Origin of the sequence: Bacillus sp. FSL R5-0443, from assembly GCF_038608285.1 — a bacterium.
In the GTDB taxonomy this organism is placed as follows: Bacteria; Bacillota; Bacilli; order Bacillales; family Bacillaceae; genus Bacillus; species Bacillus velezensis.
Genome location: NZ_CP152013.1, coordinates 3,357,182 through 3,375,072, shown reverse-complemented (window position 1 = coordinate 3,375,072; position 17,891 = coordinate 3,357,182). Strand labels below are relative to the sequence as shown.

The following is a 17,891-nucleotide window of genomic DNA, read 5'->3' as shown; positions in this document are numbered from 1 at the left end:
AAGGAGACGAACCTTAGCGTTTTTTTGATTGAAGCATCTGTTTTAAATATGCTTCTGAATCAAAGCCGAGTTCCTCGTCGGCTTCTTTTTTCAGTTCAAGCTGAAATCGCACATACGTGTCATATTTCGGGCTGAGCTTTTGAAGAAGATTGCTGAAAGGCGATCCCTCCTTCAGCGCGGGCAGATCAGAAGCGGATTCTCCGACCTTGATCAGGCTTTCCCTGTATTCTTCATCTGTCTGCACTCTTTTCACAAGCTGAATGATGATGTTTTTATGAGTGTCCCAAGTGGCAGGGTCTCTCTCCAAAATCCGCTCGATAAATTGGTCATGCTGGACTTTGTGCTGCTGGAGCTGAGCCGGATCCTCTTTGCCGACCAGCTGCATCATCGGGTGTGCAGCCGGAACTTCTTCCATATCATCCAATACTTTAATAAGCTCCGCCCATATCGTTTTTTTCTCATCTGTATCAATAGAAAAGTCGAGGAACGGTTCAAACAGCGCGGCGATAAATTCTCCGAAATCTCCCGGGAACAGTTTTTTCAGCTGAAGTCCCATATACTTCGGTTCATCTATTTTGACCTCGCCGATATCATGCAGAATTGAATCGACATTTTCCGCATCTTCCACGCGCTTGATCAGCATTTCAGTCAGTTTCCGTTCCTGCTCAAGCTCTTCAATCTGCCGGCTGAGCTTTTGATGCTGCCGGCGCAGTATATCATGCAGACTGCTGCCCTCTAAGAGGAACGCTTTAATATCGCTTACAGACAGTGCCAGCATTCGGAGGGCGGCAATCATTTTCAGCGTATTCACGTTCTGAGCGGAATACTCACGGTATCCGTTATCAGGGTTTTTGCTGACGGTGATTAAACCTTCCTGCTCATAATATTTGATGGCTTTTTTCGTGAGACCCGTCTGCCTTGCGGCTTCTTTTATATTCATTCTGAATCACTCCCTGCTTTTCATTCTAAACGTGTCTCTAAGGGTCAGGTCAAGAGAGGGCGGGAAATAAGACGGGTTTATTTTATATTTTAGAAATTTCAGAAAATATGATTGACAACGCACCTTTGTTGCGATTAATATAACGTTATATAATGTTATATAACGTTATATAATAAAACACTGAGGAGTGAAGGATTTGAGTCAAACTGCCGCACAAGTGAATCACAAAGTTCAGGCTTTCTTGGATGATCTGAAAGGAAAAACGATTGACCACGTCTTTTTCGTCGCTTGCGGGGGTTCTTCAGCCATTATGTATCCGAGCAAGTACGTGTTTGACAGAGAGGCGAAAGCCATCAGCTCTGATCTCTACAGTTCGAATGAATTTATTCAGCGCAATCCCGTTCAGCTCGGAGAGAACTCTCTCGTGATTTTATGTTCTCAGTCAGGCAATACGCCGGAAACGGTGAAAGCCGCCGGTTTCGCCAGAAAAAAAGGCGCGCTTACGATTGCGATGACCTTTGAGCCTGATTCGCCGCTAGCGAAAGAAGCCGAATATGTCGCGGTGTATGACTGGGGTGAGAACGCACAGGCGATAAATACGAATTACGGGGTTCTGTATCAAATCGTGTTCGGCGCTTTACACGTGCTGGAAAACCATCCCGCGTTTGAACAGGCGATCGACGGACTCAATAAGCTCCAGACCGTATATGACAAAGCGCTCAAACAAGAAGCGGATCACGCAAAGGCATTCGCGAAAGCCCACGAAAAAGAAGATATCATTTACACGATGGCAAGCGGTGCGAATTACGGCGTCGCTTACTCCTACAGCATCTGCATTCTCATGGAAATGCAATGGATTCATTCCCACGCCATTCATGCCGGAGAATATTTTCACGGACCGTTCGAAATCATTGATGAATCCGTTCCATTTATTATCCTGCTCGGCTTAGACGAAACAAGACCCCTTGAAGAGCGGGCGCTTTCCTTCTCAAAAAGATACGGCAAAAAACTGACAGTGCTTGATGCGGCAGCATATGATTTTTCCGGAATTGACGATTCTGTAAAAGGCTATCTGGCTCCTCTCGTATTAAACCGGGTGCTCAGAAGCTATGCGGATGCGCTGGCGGAAGCAAGGAACCATCCGTTAAGCCAGCGGCGTTACATGTGGAAAGTCGAATATTAAGAACGCGCATTATATTTCACCGGACTATAATGATATATAACGTTATAGTCCGGTGACAAAGGAGGAAAAGCATCTGAAAAAGCTCATCTGCCTGTTCGTTCTGTTAGCCGTATGTCTGTCAGCCGCCGCTTGTTCAAGCCAAAGCAGTTCCTCTGACGGAAAAGTGACCTTGAAGTTTTTTCACAGGTGGCCGAAGGAGCCGGAAAAAAGCTATTTCGAAGAAGCGGTCAAAGAATTTGAAGCTGCTCATCCGGATATTCATATCCAAACGGAAGCGGTCTTAAACGATTCTTATAAAGACAAGGTGAAAGTCATGCTCGGAACAACGAGCCCCCCTGATATTTTCTTTTCATGGAGCGACCGGTTTGCTTATAAATTCATCAAAGGAGATAAAGCCCTCGATCTGTCGTCTTACTATCAGCAGGATAAAGATTGGTCCTCACAGCTTGTGCAGTCACAAATCAAACCCTTTACGCATGACGGAAAACAGTACGGTGTTCCGTGGCAAATGGACGCTAAATCATTCTTTTATAATAAGGACATTTTTCATACATTACATTTGAAGCCCCCGGCGACATGGGATGAACTGATCACAGTCTCTGAGAAATTGAAAGAGAACGGATATATTCCGATCAGTTTCGGCACAAAAGCGCCTTGGACGATTTCTCATTATATCGGGACGCTGAACCAGCGTATGGTGGATGAAAAAACGCGGGCGAAGGATTACAGCCCGGAAACCGGGGAGTTTACGGACGAAGGCTATGTCAAAGCGCTTGAAAAGCTTCAGGAACTTCTGCCGTACTTTACAAAGCACGTGAACTCCGTTGATCACGAATACGTGCGCCAGCAGTTTACGAGCGGCAAAGCGGCGATGATTTATGCGGAAACGGCAGAAATTAAGCTCGTCGAACCGGTCAATCTGGGCTTGTTTCCTTTCCCGAAACTCAGCGGCGAAAAGGGATCTCCCCGTGCACTGACCGGATCTCCGGAAGGATTTATGATTTCCTCAAAAACGAAGCACCCGAAAGAAGCCATGGAATTTCTACAGTTTTTAACCTCGAAAAAAATGGGAGAGAAGCTGATAAAAGACGTCGGTAAATACAGCGCGGTTCAAGGAACGGCGACAGAAAACAATTCCGCCCCGATCCAGCGTGAAGCCGTGCAGGATATCGTCCGCGCCGAATCAATGGTGCCGTGGTTTGATATGGATGTTGACGTTGAAATCGCCGATGTGTATGCGGCAGGCGTTCAGCAGATGCTCGGCGGCACAATGACACCGCGCGAGGTGATGAATTCCGTGCAGAAAGCGGCGCGTCAGGTCAAAGCGTCATCTGAATAGAACAGATTTCTTTGGAGAAAGGAGATGAGGATTTCCTTGGTCAGCCGAAAACGTTTCATTCCGTATCTGTTTCTCGCGCCCGCGCTGATTTTTCTGCTGTTCGTTTACATTCCGATTATTGAGAATGTGTTTTTCAGTCTGTTTGAATGGAGCTCATTTCAACCCGAAAAGACATTTATCGGTTTGAAAAATTATATTGACCTGTTTCACGATCCCGTATTTTTTACAGCGCTCCGCAACAATGTGCTGTATGCGGTCATATCGCTGATTTGCCAGGTTGGCGGCGGCTTAATTCTGGCGGCCGTGCTGGAAGACAGACTGGTAAGAAAATGGTCGCCGTTTTTCCGCACGGTCTTTTTTCTTCCGGTCGTTATTTCCATGACCGTTATTGCGCTGTTGTTTGATTTTATTTATAACCCGGAAATCGGGCTTTTGAATCAGCTGCTGGAAGCCGTCGGACTTGATGAACTGACCCGGGCGTGGCTGGGCGATGAAAACACCGCTATGCTGTCTGTCATTTTTGTGTCTCAATGGCAGTCTGTCGGTTACATCGCCATGCTGTATATTGTCTCGATTCAGAGCATTCCCGCTGAATTATATGAATCGGCGCAGCTGGACGGAGCCGGAAAAATCCAGCAGTTTTTTCACATTACGGTGCCGCAGACGAAAGAAATGTCGTTTGTTGCCGTGGTGATGACGCTGACCGGCGCATTTACCGTATTTAATGAACCGTATATTCTGACCGGCGGAGGGCCGGGCAATGCTTCAGAAGTGCTGAGCACATTTTTGTATAAGAGCGCTTTTACAAAGGATATGATGGGCTACGCTTCTGCGATCGCGACGGTGGTGCTTTTGCTGACGCTTGCTCTGTCGCTTATTCAGATGAAATTCTTTAAGACCGGAAAGGAGGAGTAGCCGATGCTTCCTGAAAAGACGGACTTGCGTCATGCCCGTCAGGCCGTCAGAACAGGCGGAAAACCGAGAAAATGGTATGTCGGGGAAACGTCTGTGTGGCTGTTTCTCTTAATCTACCTCATTGCCGTTGCTTATCCGCTGTTATGGATGGCGGTCAGCGCCTTTAAAAGCTCGGATGAGATTTTTGAGCACAGCTGGTCGCTGCCCTCTGTCTGGCATCCCGAAAACTTCGTATCCGCATGGAACCAAGGGATTTCCGCTTATTTTATGAACAGCGTCATTGTGACCGTGCTGACTTGTCTCATCACCGTATTTGTGAGCGCCTGGGCGGCATACGGGCTGGCCCGTTTTCAATTTAAAGGAAAAGGGTTTGTGCTGATCATTTGTCTTGGCGGCTTGATGCTGACGCCGCAGGTCAGTCTTGTGCCGCTGTACTCCATTATCCAGTCATTGGGACTGTACAATACGTATTGGGCATTGATTCTTCCGTACGCCGCCTACCGTATTCCGTTTACCGTGATTCTGATCCGTTCCTATTTTTTGTCGATTTCCAAAGAGCTTGAGGAAGCTGCCTATCTGGATGGATGTACAAGTTTCGGAATATTTTTCAGAATATTCTTACCTATGAGCGTGCCGATTCTGGTGACATCAGGCATTTTGACGGCTTACCATACATGGAATGAGTTTATGTTTGCGATTATTTTTATCGATGATGAAAATTTACGGACGATTCCGGCCGGGCTGATGCAGTTCAGAGATGCCCTGCAGACGGATTGGGGCGTGCTGCTGGCCGGGCTGACGATTTCTGCTGCTCCGATCATCGCGCTGTTTTTATTGATGCAGAGATATTTTATCCGCGGCATTGCTGCGGGAAGTGTGAAAGGATAAGGAGGATGAAAAGATGAAACTGATAGCGGCCGGAGATAATGTAGTAGATTATTATCAGGATCAGGAGACGTTTTACCCGGGCGGAAATGCGTTAAACGTAGCCGTGCTTGCCCGGCGCTTAGGCCACGAAACTTCTTATATCGGGATTCTCGGCAGTGATGAAGCGGCGGATCACGTATTGAATGTGCTGAAACTGGAAAAGGTGAATGCCGATCTGATCCGCCGGGCATACGGAGAAAACGGGATGGCGGTCGTCACGCTTGATGAAAGAGGGGACAGGATATTTGCCGGGTCAAATAAAGGCGGCGTGCAATCGCGTCTGACGCTCGCTTTTCAGGAGAATGACATCTCATTTATCGCCGGACATGATTTGCTGCATACGAGCGTATACAGCAGGATAGAACGTGATCTTCCGATGATGAGCGGCCATGTGCCGATTTCCTTTGACTTCTCTGTAAAACGTGACGAAGCCTATTTAGAAGCGGTCTGTCCGTACGTGACGTATGCGTTTTTTTCCGGGAGTGATTTGAGTGAAAGTGAATGTATGCGGCTTGCCGAAAAAGCCCGCGGTTTCGGAGCGAAAATCGTCTGTCTGACAAGGGGGGAATATGGCGCGGTGTTATCGGATGGGGAACGCGTCTATCATCAGCCGGTGGTAAGAGCTGATATAATAGATACATTGGGCGCGGGTGATTCTTTTATCGCCGGGTTTCTTACCGATTTCTTCGAGCATCAGGATATTCGGCGAGCGCTTACTGCGGCCGCCGGGACGGCTGCCAAAACATGCGGAGGGTTCGGAGCGTTCGGTTACGGGCATCCCTACAGGCCGGGCGGCGGGAAAAGCAGTGAAAAAACGAGAATACGATAAGCATTGTCTCGTTTTTTATACTTGTTACGCATAGGGACTGTTAATGGTAAACGTGACGCGGTCGGTATGCATTAAAAACAGCGAGCTGTATATCGGCTGGTCTTTTGACATAAAAGCAGTTTTGTCAATTTCAAAAAGCGCATCCCCGATATCACAAGCCAGATAGCGGCTTTCTTCCTGCTTGGCGTATACGACATTTAACAGCTTCGTATTATGGGTGGGCACCACCTGATAGTGCTGTTTCAAAATGTCATGCATCGACACGCCGCCTTTAATATGCTTGCCGATGTCGGGAAATAAACTGAGCGGATAGTGGGCGATTTCGAATGAGAGCGGCTGGTCGTCGTGAAATAAAATGCGTTTCAATTCAAGAACGGGACTTTCGAAAGCGACGCGAAGTTTTTGGGCGATGGATTTAGGCGCTTCAATGATTTCATGGGAAAGGATCTGGTGTTTCGGTTTTTTCCCCGTTGATTCCATAAATTCAGAGTAGCCGTTGACCGCGATGAGCTCCCGCTTCAGTTTAGGGCTTTTAACGAACGTTCCCTTTCCCTGCTGCCGGACGAGCCAGCCTTCTTCCACAAGATCAAGGATGGCCTTCCTGACCGTTATGCGGCTGACGTTGTACGTTTCGCACAGCTCATTTTCGGTCGGCAGTTTTACGGACGGCGAATAAACGCCCTTCTTGATATCGTCCGCGATAATTTGTTTCAGCTGAATATATAAAGGTTTCGAGCTCCCGTTATTTAACAATGGGACGGACCTCCTTTGTCAAGTAGTAGTACTATTATATGTATTATGACGTTATAATACAAATTTGCTTTTCATTTATGAATCTATCAGAAACCCCGAACATTTTTAACATAACAGAAAGATGTGGCGGTTTCCAGTATTGGAGGAGGTTTCGAATGGCATCATTAACATTTGACCATATCAAAAAAACATACGGCGCCCAATCGGCGGCAGTGAAGGATTTTCACTTAGATGTAAAAGATGAGGAGCTGCTGGTGCTTGTCGGTCCCTCCGGCTGCGGCAAATCTACGACACTCAGAATGATTGCCGGACTGGAGAGCATTTCTGAGGGGAAGCTTTATATCGATGGAGACGCGGTGAACGATCTGCCCCCGAAGGATCGCGATATCGCGATGGTTTTTCAGAATTACGCGCTGTATCCCCACATGACGGTGTTTGATAATATGGCGTTCGGTTTGAAGCTCAGAAAGCTGCCGAAAAAAGAAATCGCAGAGCGAGTCCGGACGGCCGCTGATATTTTGGAAATCGGGCATCTGCTCAAGCGGAAACCGAAGGCTCTTTCAGGCGGACAGCGGCAGCGGGTTGCGCTCGGCCGGTCGATCGTGCGGGAGCCGAAAGTGTTTCTGATGGACGAGCCGCTTTCCAACTTAGATGCGAAATTGCGAGTGACGATGCGCGCCGAAATCAGCAAGCTCCATCAGCGTTTGAAAGCGACCATCGTTTATGTGACGCATGATCAGACGGAAGCGATGACAATGGGCGACCGGATTGTCGTGATGAATGAAGGAGATATTCAGCAGGCCGCAAGCCCCCATGAGATTTATCATTATCCGGCGAATCTGTTTGTGGCGGGTTTTATCGGTTCTCCGAGTATGAATTTTATAAAAGGCGCCATTGAAGAAAGTCACGGGCAATGGTATTTTGCCGGTTCGTCCGTTCGTCTGCCTATTCCGAAAGAAAAAGCGGCCGTTCTTGTGCAGAAAGGATACAGCGGTAAGGAGATGATTGCGGGGCTGCGTCCGGAGCATTTGACGCTTGCCGGACAATCAGAGCACCCGCCTGAAGCGGTGTGCCGCGCTGTGGCGGAAGTATGTGAAAACTTAGGCGCGGAGATGTACGTTCATGCGGTGAGCGGAGATGACCGCATGACGATCCGTCTTGACGGCGCTTCACAGGTGAAACCCGGCGATGCCATTCTGCTTGCGGTCAATATGAACCGGGCCGTCTTTTTTGATGCCGACACTGAAAACGCCGTATATTGAAAAAGGGAGCCTGATGATCGGGGCTCCCTTATCACTTCTTATGATACGATTACCAGATTTCATCCGCCCATTCCGGATGGTCGATAAACGGATTGCGGTTATGCTGATAGTCTTCGTAAATGATTTCGTTCCGCCGTTTTTCCTTACTGTCGACGGGGTCTTGTTGATTCCATTTGAGCAAAACGGACAGTTTTCCCATGTAAGGAGCTGAGCCGTTTCCGGTTTTATCATTCAGCTCAAGGTCGGGATACCCGTCGTCTCCTTCATAACGCACCGCCATGTAAAACAGCATGCGGGCGACGTCTCCTTTGACCTCATCGCGCGGCTCCCAGGAATCGCCGTCGTAATAATTGCCCGGCGCTTTCGGGTATTCTGAGCCGCCGTTATCAAAATCCATGTTTCCTCTGGCACTGTTCACCTGGACGTCTGCAGGGCGCAGATGATGAATGTCCGTCCCGGGGCCGGCAGCTGTTCCGAAGTTTCCGTGTGACTTTGCCCACACGTGTTCACGGTTCCAGTCCCCGACGCTTCCGCCGTTTTTACTTTTGGCCCGTGATTCCTGGGTGTAGAGCAAGATGACATTGTTCGGGTTTGCCGGATCTTCGTCAGTTTCCTTCAATGCATTCCATACTTGGCTGTAAGACAGCTTTGTATGTCCGCTGATGATGCGGTGCAGGGCGCTCTTTAAGGCCGTTCCGCTTTTTCCGGAAGCTTCTTTGTAATATGTGTCCGTATCCGCAGACGGAGTGGTAACAGCTGAGGCAGTTTGCGGAAAAAGAGTTGAGCCGCCGGCAGTTGAAACCGCCATCCGGCTGTACAGATTCGTGTCAGCCGGCGCGCCCGCAGAGGCTGACGGCGCGGCCCATCCAAAAATGAAAAACAGGCAGACAATCGGCAGAAACCAAAGTTTTTTTGTCATGACTTGCCCTCCTTTACCTCTATTATCCAAAAAATAAATCTAATATTCTATCTTTTTTGAAAAATGGTTCCTTCGACTTATTGGTCAAAGTATCCGGAAAATCATTGATTTTTTAGAGGATATGATAATGAACTCGTTATGCGCTCCTTCTATAATGAAGATCATCTTGTCAGTTTTTCAGTTTAAAAGGAGGGCGTGTATGGAACATCAGCAGCTTTCGGCGGCGAATATCGGGATTTCCGATGACATACAATGGCTGTCTCAATTCGGCGCTTCCGCTTCCGGCGGAGTGACGAGGCTTTTATATACGAAAGAATGGATGGACGCCCAGCTTGCCGTCAAAAAGAAAATGGAGGCGTTCGGGCTGGAAACGGCATTTGACGATGTCGGTAACGTATTCGGCCGTTTGAGCGGCACAGAATCACCTGATGAGGTGATTCTGACCGGGTCGCATATTGACACCGTTATTGACGGCGGCAAATATGACGGTGCGTTCGGCGTGCTGGCGGGCATGCTGGCGATCCGGCATTTGCATGAGACGTGCGGGCGTCCGAAAAAAACGCTGGAGGCTGTGTCGCTCTGTGAAGAGGAAGGGAGCCGTTTTCCCATCACTTATTGGGGATCCGGCAATATCACCGGTGCTTTCTCGCTTTCAGATGCGGAAACGCCGAAAGACGCGTCCGGCATTTCTCTGAAAGAAGCCATGCGGCAGAACGGCTTCGGTGCAGGCCGTTATCCAGCACCGCTGCGCACAGATATCAAAGCCTTTCTGGAAATTCATATTGAACAGGGGCAAACGCTTGAACGATCGGGAAGGGATATTGGGATTGTCACCGGGATTGCCGGACAGAGACGCTATACCGTTACGCTTGACGGTGAATGCAACCATGCCGGCACCACTTCGATGAAATGGCGGAAAGACCCGCTCGCGGCGGGAAGCAGCATCATCCACGAACTGATGCTTTCAGCGGAAAGACAGCCGGCAGAGCTCCGCCTGACGTGCGGGAAAATGACGGTTGAACCGAATATGGCGAATGTCATTCCGGGCCGTATCCAGTTTTCCGTTGATATTCGCCACCCGGAGGAAGACGTGCTGGCAGCCTTCCATCAGAAACTGGTGTCGATTGTTGAAAACATCAGCCGCAGCAAAGGAGTCAGACCCTTTATTGATGAATATATGAGGATAGAGCCGGTTCAAATGGATCAGACCCTGACACGAACCGCAGCAGAGGCTGCAAAAGAGCAGGGGGCGGACCCGGAGAAAATCGTAAGCGGAGCGGGACATGACGCCCAGATGCTCGGCAGAACCTTTCCGGCCTGCATGCTGTTTGTGCCGAGCCGTGGCGGGATCAGCCACTCGCCGCTTGAATTCACACCCGCACATCAGCTTGAAACCGGCGTCCTTACGCTGGCGAATGTATTACATAAACTTGCCTATTAACGTAAAGGGGGAATCGGCGTGCCGACCAGAAAAGAATTGTGCATTCCGCAAAGAACGATTATGACACCGGGACCGACAGAAGCTGAACCGAGGGTGCTGAGGGCGATGGGCGCTCCGATCATCGGCCAGTTTGACCCGGCATTTACCGGCATTATGAACGAAACGATGCAAATGCTCCGTGAATTGTTTCAAACGGAAAACCGCTGGGCCTATCCGATTGACGGCACATCAAGAGCGGGGATTGAGGCTGTTCTCGCAAGTGTGATAGAACCGGGCGACAGCGTGCTCGTTCCGATATACGGACGCTTCGGATACCTGCTGACTGAAATCGCCGAGCGATACGGAGCGGACGTTCATACGATCGAGTGTGAATGGGGAACGGTCTTCCGGCCTGAAGAGATTATCAGCGAGATGAAAAAGATTTCCCCGAAAATCGTCGCTATGGTGCACGGAGAAACATCAACGGGGCGGATTCACCCGCTGAAAGAAATCGGGGAAGCGTGCCGCGCCCAAGACGCACTCTTTATCGTGGATGCCGTGGCCACGATCGGAGGCTGCGCCGTAAAAACGGATGAGTGGAAGATTGACGCAGTCATCGGGGGAACGCAAAAATGCCTATCGGTCCCTTCCGGAATGGCGCCGATTACTTATAATGACCGGACGGCCGCTGTCATTGCCGCGCGTAAAAAGGTAGAACGGGGCATTGCGACGGCGGCTGACGGCAACATGCTGTCCGGTCATCGCCCGATTACGAGCAACTATTTTGATCTGAGCCAGCTCGAAGATTATTGGAGTGAAAGAAGGCTGAATCACCATACAGAAGCGACAGCAATGCTTTATGCGCTGCGGGAGGGTGTGCGCCTTGTCCTGGAAGAAGGACTTGAAGAACGGTTCCGCCGGCATCGGCGTCACGAAAAAGCGCTTACGGCGGGACTTGCAGCGATGGGCCTTGATTTATTCGGTGATCCGGAGGCGAAGCTGCCTGTCGTCACATGTGTGAAGATTCCGCCGGAAGCAGACGGCGAATCGATCAGAAGGATGCTTTTGTCTCAATTCGGAATTGAAATCGCCAGCTCGTTCGGTCCGCTGCAGGGGAAAATTTGGCGAATCGGAACGATGGGCTACAGCTGCAGAAAGGAAAATGTGCTGTTTGTGCTGGCCGGACTTGAAGCGGTTCTGATCAGACACGGTGTTGCCGTTAAAGCCGGGGAAGCGCTGCAGGCGGCCCTTAACATATATGATCTGCCGGCTGAAACCGGTGTGCTGTCATGAGACATGAAAACGAGATTGAAATCATCTGGACTTTTTTCCCTTTTCCCCGTTATACTTAATGGTATAAAAAATGACAAATATGGAACGATCATCTGTTTGTCTGGGGAGAAGGTAAGAAATCATGGCGTACATGGGCCGATTGTCAATTTTAATGCTGAATATGTTTATTGCGATGCTTGGAATCGGATTGATTATTCCGATTATGCCCGCATATATTACCGAATTCGGAGCGACGGGGAGCACGATGGGTCTGCTTGTTGCGGCGGCGGGGCTTACACAGCTTTTATTTGCGCCTATTGCCGGGGAAATAACCGACAAATACGGACGGCGGAAACTGATTATTTTCGGCATCGCCGCCTTTGCCGTGTCACAATTGATCTTCGCTTTTGCCGGAAGCCTGTGGCAATTGTTCGCATCCCGCCTTTTGGGCGGAATGGGCGCGGCGTTTTTAATGCCGTCAATGTTCGCTTACATAGCGGATATTACGACCGAAGAAGAACGCGGGAAAGGAATGGGGCTGTTCAGCGCGGCGATGACGCTCGGTGTCGTCATCGGGCCAGGTGTCGGAGGCTATTTGGTTCATTACGGCATGTCTGTGCCGTTCATCGTGTCTGCAAGTCTCGCCTGCTTTTCAACGGTGCTTTCATTTTTCTTTCTGCCTGAAACGCTGGGACGTGAAAAGCAGCTGGAAGCCCGGGCAAAAACGGAAAAACGTGAGCATCTGTTTAAGCAAATGTCACGCGCGCTCAAATCGCCGTTCGCGTTTATGCTGATTCTGGTTTTTGTGCTGAACTTCGGAATTATGAACTTTGAATCCGTTTTCGGCCTTTACGTTGACCATAAACACGGATTTAAAGCCTCTGATATTGCCTTTATTATTACGGCTGCGGGTCTCATCGGCGTGTTTGTGCAGGCGGTCGGCGTCAGTTATCTCGTCCGCAGGTTCGGGGAAAAGCGCGTCATTAACGTGACGTTGATCGGGGCTGCTGCAGGACTTGTGTGGTGCCGGTTTGCGGGTTCATATTGGGCCGTTTTTGCCGCGGCAATCTTTTTCCTGACGCTGACATCGCTGCTCCGGCCGGCGGTTAATACGATGCTGTCGAAGCTCGCCGGTGACCAGCAGGGGTTTGCCGGCGGGATGAACACCTCATTCATCAGCTTAGCGAATATCGCCGGACCGTCAGCCGCCGGTTTTCTCTTTGATGTAAATATGGAATTTCCATATATGCTGGGAGCGGCTATTCTCGCCATCAGTTTTCTGGCCGCGCTTGGCTGGGGCAAAAAGACACAGACCCGGCCGTTCACGCAGCAAGGATAGAATCAAAAGCCTCCGGGTATCCGGAGGCTTTTTGCTATCTCATAGGGAGGAAAAAAATGAGTAGACTTAAAACCCTGTTTATTTTCATTTGCATACTGATCGTCACAACCTCTTGCGGTCTCATCCCAACTGGGAATGAAAAAGAGGAAAGAAGCAGCAATCAAAAGACTGTATTAAAGGATATTGACAATGCAAAATTTATTGTTGGTTTTTCTAACACTTTAGATAGGGGAAGTGAGATTGGGGTTTACGGTGAAGATGGTATTAAAATGGATAGCTTGGAATTGAAAGATGGTATAAATTTCACGATGTCTTCACATAACAAAAATAATACGTTCTTTCTATCAAATAGAAGCAATAATCACTTGATGATAGACAATAAAACCGGAAAAATAAACAAAATAAATGAAAAGAGTTTGTCAAAAACAACTGAGGATGAAGGTGCTTTCTTTATAAATAGTTCTGACGGTTATATCATCCATGACATTAACGTTGGATATACAGACAAAGGGCTGGAAAGTGAACTGGTATATTGGAAGGGGAACAGCCGAAAAAACAAGAAACAAATAAAGCTTGACGGAGAACTTGGATCAGCAATCGTCGCTAAAAATAAAATTTATGTTATTTCAAGTGATGAAGAAAGTATGTCCATCCTTTCAATTAACCCAGAGACAAATAAGCAAGAGAACAAGGCATCCATACCGAATAAAGGGATATACTTCATGGATGAAAAGGATGCATTCCAAGCTCTAGATGAAATACATTTGTACTGGCAGTTAATGATAACGTGAATGAGAAAGAGAATTCTAAGCTCATATTAATAGACAGAGAGACTCTTAAGGTAAAAAAAGAAGTCGAGATGGAGAAAGGGTTTCATCCTGCAAAATTGAAAATATTAAAAGATAGCATCTTAGCTGTTTCTTTTGCTGGGAAGCTGCAGGTGTTTGATAAAAAAATGGTTAAGAAAAAATCTTTTGATTTTTATGCTGGGGATGATATCAAATTAATGAATGATGTTCAATTCAATGACAGAGAGATGTATGTTTTACTCAAAAACTTTGATATCCAGCGTGATAACAAGCTTGGAGATATCACGTCTTATGATTTGAAATCAGGCAAAAAGGTAAAAACAATCCCGCTAAAAGCAAACAAAGAGTGGGAAATTGCACGTTTTGAAATTTTAAAATAAGTTGAGATGATTAGATCAGCTCCAGTTACATTCTGCATATATTATACTCATCATTACCGGGAGATTCCAGCATGGTTCAAGTTACCCTGTAAAGGGCAATAAGATAAGCGAAGGGATGGATTGACATGAATAGTATCAGGTACATATTGTATTTTGTGATTTCTTTCGTTTTACAGCTTCTCTGGTTCTTCTTAGTAAAAGAAAATTCTAATGTAACTATACTAGACATGTTGATAATGTCTCTATTATTCACATTATTTATGTTCATCTTAGATAAATTTCTCAAAAAAAGCAGGCTGCATAGGGACTGCTTTTTTTGTTGTAGACTTAAAACTCAAACCAAGATTTATGATCAAGACGAATGAAATTTTGCGGTTTTATTGCGGACATACATAATTTTGGAAATGTTAGAATATTATATAAAAGGAGGAGTGGCCTTGTGAGTTCTGTTTTACCATCATCGGAGGTTGGCGTTAAGATTAATGAATGGTACAAAATGATACGTCAGTTCAGTGTTCCGGATGCGGAGATTTTGAAAGCGGAAGTGGAACAAGAAATAAATGAGATGGAAGAAGACGAATATCTACTGATTTACTACACCCTCATGAAATTCCGCCATCAGCTCATGCTGGATTATTTAGAACCGGTGACTACCCGTGTGAGACCGACAATTGACGAGCTGTTGGAAAAAATCGAAGCATCAAATAAAGGAATTTCCGGCCTGCTGTGCTATTATTCTTTATTTTTCCGCGGCATGTATGAATTTGATCAAAAGCAGTATGTAAAGGCGATCGGTTTTTATAGAGAGGCTGAAAAACAACTCGTTCATGTGCATGATGAAATTGAGAGAGCGGAGTTTCATTTTAAACTGGCTGAAGCATATTACGGTATGAAACAAAGCCACGTCTCTATGCATCACGTAAAGCAAGCGCTCGATATTTACGATCAGTATGAGTTGTATAAGGTCCGGAAAATTCAATGTCTATTTGTCATATCAGGGAATTATTGTGATTTTAAACGTTATGAGAAGAGTCAGCCGCACCTTGAAAAGGCTCTTAAATTATCGAAAGAGTTAGATAATAGTAGGTTGATTAGTTCTGCTCTTTATAATTTGGGTGCAAATTACGCTGATAGGGGAGAACATTCACAGGCTGAAAACTTCTTGAAACAAGCTGTTGAAATTACAGAAAAAGCAAAGCTGAGTAACTTACCTCATTCCTTGTTTTCTTATGCGAAGGTTCTTTTTAAACAAGGGAAAATGGCTGAAGGAATGCAAGCGAGTAAGAAAGGATTATCGGCAGCAGTATCCCAAGGGGATAAGCTTTTTGAGTCACTACAAGGCTATCTCAAAGCTCTTTATGTAGACGCTGTGAATCAGCAAGGGATAAACGATACGATCGAATACCTGGAGAAAAATAAGAATTATTCATATGTTGAAGACATCGCCTGTGAAACTGCTTCGATTTATGCAGATTCAAAGGAATTTGAAACGTCTTATTTTTATCATAAAAAAATGGTAGATACGCAAACACAAATTCAAAGGGGAGAATGCCTGTATGAATTTTAAAAAAAGCATCTTCATTATTTTGGGTCTGTCGTTATCTTTAGTATGCGGATTGGGTGTGAACACAGTGGAAAAAACACATGATACCTTTCAAATTGCTTCGGATCGTTTTCAGACTTGAACAGCAAAAGCCTTTTCTTCGGGAAAGGCTTTTTTAGTTTAGATTAGAGTCTGCTGAAAATCATAACTAACGGCTGATGATGTCAATGGAAGCAGATGTTGATGGCAGCATTTTTTGAGAATTAAGCTGAATCAATCCCCCTTAAATAGGATGCGGGAGAACACCCGCATCCCTGTCTCTAACGATTCCTTAACCGATCAGCCGCTGCATTCTCAGCGCGAGCCGCAGGCGCATCGTCGTCTCCGGATCTTTTAAGCTTTTGCCGAGCAGTTCCTCGCATTTTTCTAAACGATAGATCACCGTATTTCGATGGACGTACAGGCGTTTAGCCGTTTCTGAAATCTGGCAGTGGGTCTCCAGATAAACAGACAGCGTATGAAGCAGGCTCTGGTCCTCCTTTTGCCGGTCGGCCAGGCTTTGGAGGGTGGCTTCGTAAAACTTCTTCACATCTTCCGCCGGAAGCAGGCGGAGCAGCTCCGGCACGTCTTTGGCATGATAGATTTGAATAAACTCCGCGCTTCTGGACAAATGCCCGGATGAAATGGCGTCTGAAGCTTCAGTAAAAGCGTCAGGGACGTCGATCAGCTTTTGGCATATGTTTGAGATGCCGAAGGAGACAGTCCGTTTAAACTGCGTCCGGACCTGCTTTTGAAACTGCTCCAAAAAGCTGATGACAGACGCGTGCATTTCATTCCAGCTGTCTGTCGCTTCAATTAAAAGAATACCGACATTTCCTTTAATAAAGAGATGAGGGGGAAACGGAAAGGATGACAGCTCCCCTTCAAGCAGATCAAATACATGATCGGAAACGAGCTGATTTTCGGTAAAGCTGATCGTTTTCTCATTTCGGTCAAGCTTTCCGCAAATGCACATGTATTTCTGATCCCAGCGGAGCCGGAATTCTTTGGCGCGGCTTTTGATTTCTTCATGGCCGGTAAACGAGCGGTCGATGAAATTGCTGAAAAATTCATTGCGCGCCCGTCTGCTGAATTGTTTGACGGCATTTTCTTTCAGCAGTTCAAAGGAAATGACGTTAGCCGCCTGTTCAATAGTCAAAATCATGCCTTTATCAGCGGTCTGCACCAGCTCCGGTATCACCAGATAACCGCAGTTTTTTTCAACATTCAGAATCGGCAGGACAGAATACGCCTTTCTGTCGGACAGCATGGAAAAGCAAGTGAAATAAGGCCCGGAAAGGGAATAACAGATGTTTTTCAATAAAGACGTGTCAATGGGTATGCGGTGGGACGATGATAAGAGTTTTGTATGCTGATCCAAAAGCAGCACGGGAAGCCGGAGAATGTCTGAGAGCTTCTTAAGCAGGGATTGCAGCCCTTTGCCGCTCATGATGTGGTTTGTGAATTTTTTATGGGCGTAAATGGCCTGCTGGAGCTCATTTGAACGCATATCAAGAATATGGCTCAGTGTGGCGTTGACGATATCTCCGAGCCTGATGTCTTCCGGCAGCTCAATAATCGGAAATTCATACCGGTCGGCAAGCTCCGCGGCATCTTTCGGAATGACATTAAGATAACGCTTCGTTTTGATCCCCAGTCCCGCGCAGCCCCGTTTTGCCATGAGGCGGATCAAATCTTTCAACAGCTGCGGGCGGTCCTTCAAGTGGTAAGCCGTGGTGACGAGCAATTCGTTTTTATGTAAAAAATCAGCGATGTCCGGCGCATCCATCATGTTGACGTGCTGCACCTCCCTCCAGCCGCCGGATCTGCCTGCGATTAATGCGGCCCGCTCATAAGCGGGAATCTTCATCACGTCATAAATGTTCATCAGTCAGTCTCCTTTCAGGTTCTAAAGACAACCATTGGTTAATATGAATAAAAATCATCAAAAATTATAGCGGTTTTACTGATGTATTACGATCATAGTAGCAGTAAACTGGCAATCATAGACGCATGTTGTGA

General features: G+C 47.1%; 16 protein-coding genes. 12 read left to right on the top strand and 4 right to left on the bottom strand.

Annotated elements, in window-relative coordinates:
• Nucleotides 1–13 precede the first annotated feature (13 nt).
• On the bottom strand, nt 14–940 hold the full coding sequence (locus NYE28_RS16980) for a MerR family transcriptional regulator (protein ID WP_061890805.1): 927 nt from the start codon (nt 938–940) through the stop codon (nt 14–16).
• Between the two features lie 196 nt (nt 941–1,136).
• On the opposite strand from NYE28_RS16980, the gene NYE28_RS16975 reads away from it, so the two are divergent.
• The 5 genes from NYE28_RS16975 to NYE28_RS16955 all read left to right on the top strand — a co-directional run bounded on the left by NYE28_RS16975 (nt 1,137) and on the right by NYE28_RS16955 (nt 6,133).
• A complete protein-coding gene (locus NYE28_RS16975; RefSeq protein WP_025285227.1) occupies nt 1,137–2,123 on the top strand; it encodes an SIS domain-containing protein in 987 nt (328 codons plus the stop codon).
• A gap of 73 nt (nt 2,124–2,196) precedes the next feature.
• Nucleotides 2,197–3,462, top strand: coding sequence for an extracellular solute-binding protein (locus tag NYE28_RS16970; RefSeq protein ID WP_039255045.1), 1,266 nt, complete (start codon nt 2,197–2,199; stop codon nt 3,460–3,462).
• A gap of 36 nt (nt 3,463–3,498) precedes the next feature.
• Entirely contained in the window at nt 3,499–4,377 is an 879-nt protein-coding gene (locus NYE28_RS16965; RefSeq protein WP_023357120.1) for a sugar ABC transporter permease, read from the top strand.
• A 3-nt stretch (nt 4,378–4,380) separates the two neighbouring features.
• Complete coding sequence (locus NYE28_RS16960) at nt 4,381–5,265, top strand: carbohydrate ABC transporter permease (protein WP_033574891.1); 885 nt, start codon at nt 4,381–4,383, stop codon at nt 5,263–5,265.
• Between the two features lie 13 nt (nt 5,266–5,278).
• A complete protein-coding gene (locus NYE28_RS16955) occupies nt 5,279–6,133 on the top strand; it encodes a PfkB family carbohydrate kinase (RefSeq protein WP_337681186.1) in 855 nt (284 codons plus the stop codon).
• 24 nt (nt 6,134–6,157) lie between these two features.
• Here NYE28_RS16955 and NYE28_RS16950 read toward each other — a convergent pair whose 3' ends face one another.
• Nucleotides 6,158–6,886, bottom strand: coding sequence for a GntR family transcriptional regulator (locus tag NYE28_RS16950; protein ID WP_337681187.1), 729 nt, complete (start codon nt 6,884–6,886; stop codon nt 6,158–6,160).
• A 155-nt stretch (nt 6,887–7,041) separates the two neighbouring features.
• On the opposite strand from NYE28_RS16950, the gene ugpC reads away from it, so the two are divergent.
• Nucleotides 7,042–8,148: a sn-glycerol-3-phosphate ABC transporter ATP-binding protein UgpC gene (gene ugpC / locus NYE28_RS16945; RefSeq protein WP_043020731.1), complete on the top strand. Its 1,107-nt coding sequence runs from the start codon at nt 7,042–7,044 to the stop codon at nt 8,146–8,148.
• 49 nt (nt 8,149–8,197) lie between these two features.
• Here ugpC and NYE28_RS16940 read toward each other — a convergent pair whose 3' ends face one another.
• The gene (locus NYE28_RS16940) at nt 8,198–9,067 is read right to left on the bottom strand and encodes an endonuclease (protein WP_337681188.1); all 870 of its coding nucleotides are present in this window, start codon (nt 9,065–9,067) and stop codon (nt 8,198–8,200) included.
• A gap of 199 nt (nt 9,068–9,266) precedes the next feature.
• On the opposite strand from NYE28_RS16940, the gene allC reads away from it, so the two are divergent.
• The 6 genes from allC (at nt 9,267) to NYE28_RS16910 (ending at nt 15,854) form a co-directional block, all read left to right on the top strand.
• Nucleotides 9,267–10,508 (top strand): allantoate deiminase, encoded by a 1,242-nt coding sequence (gene allC, locus NYE28_RS16935; RefSeq protein ID WP_337681189.1) that lies wholly within the window; start codon nt 9,267–9,269, stop codon nt 10,506–10,508.
• 18 nt (nt 10,509–10,526) lie between these two features.
• The gene (locus tag NYE28_RS16930; RefSeq protein WP_025285222.1) at nt 10,527–11,780 is read left to right on the top strand and encodes an alanine--glyoxylate aminotransferase family protein; all 1,254 of its coding nucleotides are present in this window, start codon (nt 10,527–10,529) and stop codon (nt 11,778–11,780) included.
• Nucleotides 11,781–11,901: 121 nt separating this feature from the next.
• A complete protein-coding gene (locus NYE28_RS16925; RefSeq protein ID WP_007410110.1) occupies nt 11,902–13,098 on the top strand; it encodes a tetracycline resistance MFS efflux pump in 1,197 nt (398 codons plus the stop codon).
• A 56-nt stretch (nt 13,099–13,154) separates the two neighbouring features.
• Nucleotides 13,155–13,889, top strand: a complete 735-nt coding sequence (locus NYE28_RS16920) for a hypothetical protein (RefSeq protein WP_342490177.1) — start codon at nt 13,155–13,157, stop codon at nt 13,887–13,889.
• On the top strand, nt 13,886–14,287 hold the full coding sequence (locus NYE28_RS16915) for a hypothetical protein (protein WP_342490176.1): 402 nt from the start codon (nt 13,886–13,888) through the stop codon (nt 14,285–14,287). Before NYE28_RS16920 ends, NYE28_RS16915 begins: the two co-directional genes overlap by 4 nt.
• A 439-nt stretch (nt 14,288–14,726) precedes the next feature.
• Nucleotides 14,727–15,854: a Rap family tetratricopeptide repeat protein gene (locus tag NYE28_RS16910; protein WP_174737200.1), complete on the top strand. Its 1,128-nt coding sequence runs from the start codon at nt 14,727–14,729 to the stop codon at nt 15,852–15,854.
• Nucleotides 15,855–16,161: 307 nt separating this feature from the next.
• Here the strand turns inward: NYE28_RS16910 and NYE28_RS16905 are convergent, their stop codons facing one another.
• A complete protein-coding gene (locus NYE28_RS16905; RefSeq protein ID WP_052827809.1) occupies nt 16,162–17,757 on the bottom strand; it encodes a PucR family transcriptional regulator in 1,596 nt (531 codons plus the stop codon).
• Nucleotides 17,758–17,891 lie beyond the last annotated feature (134 nt).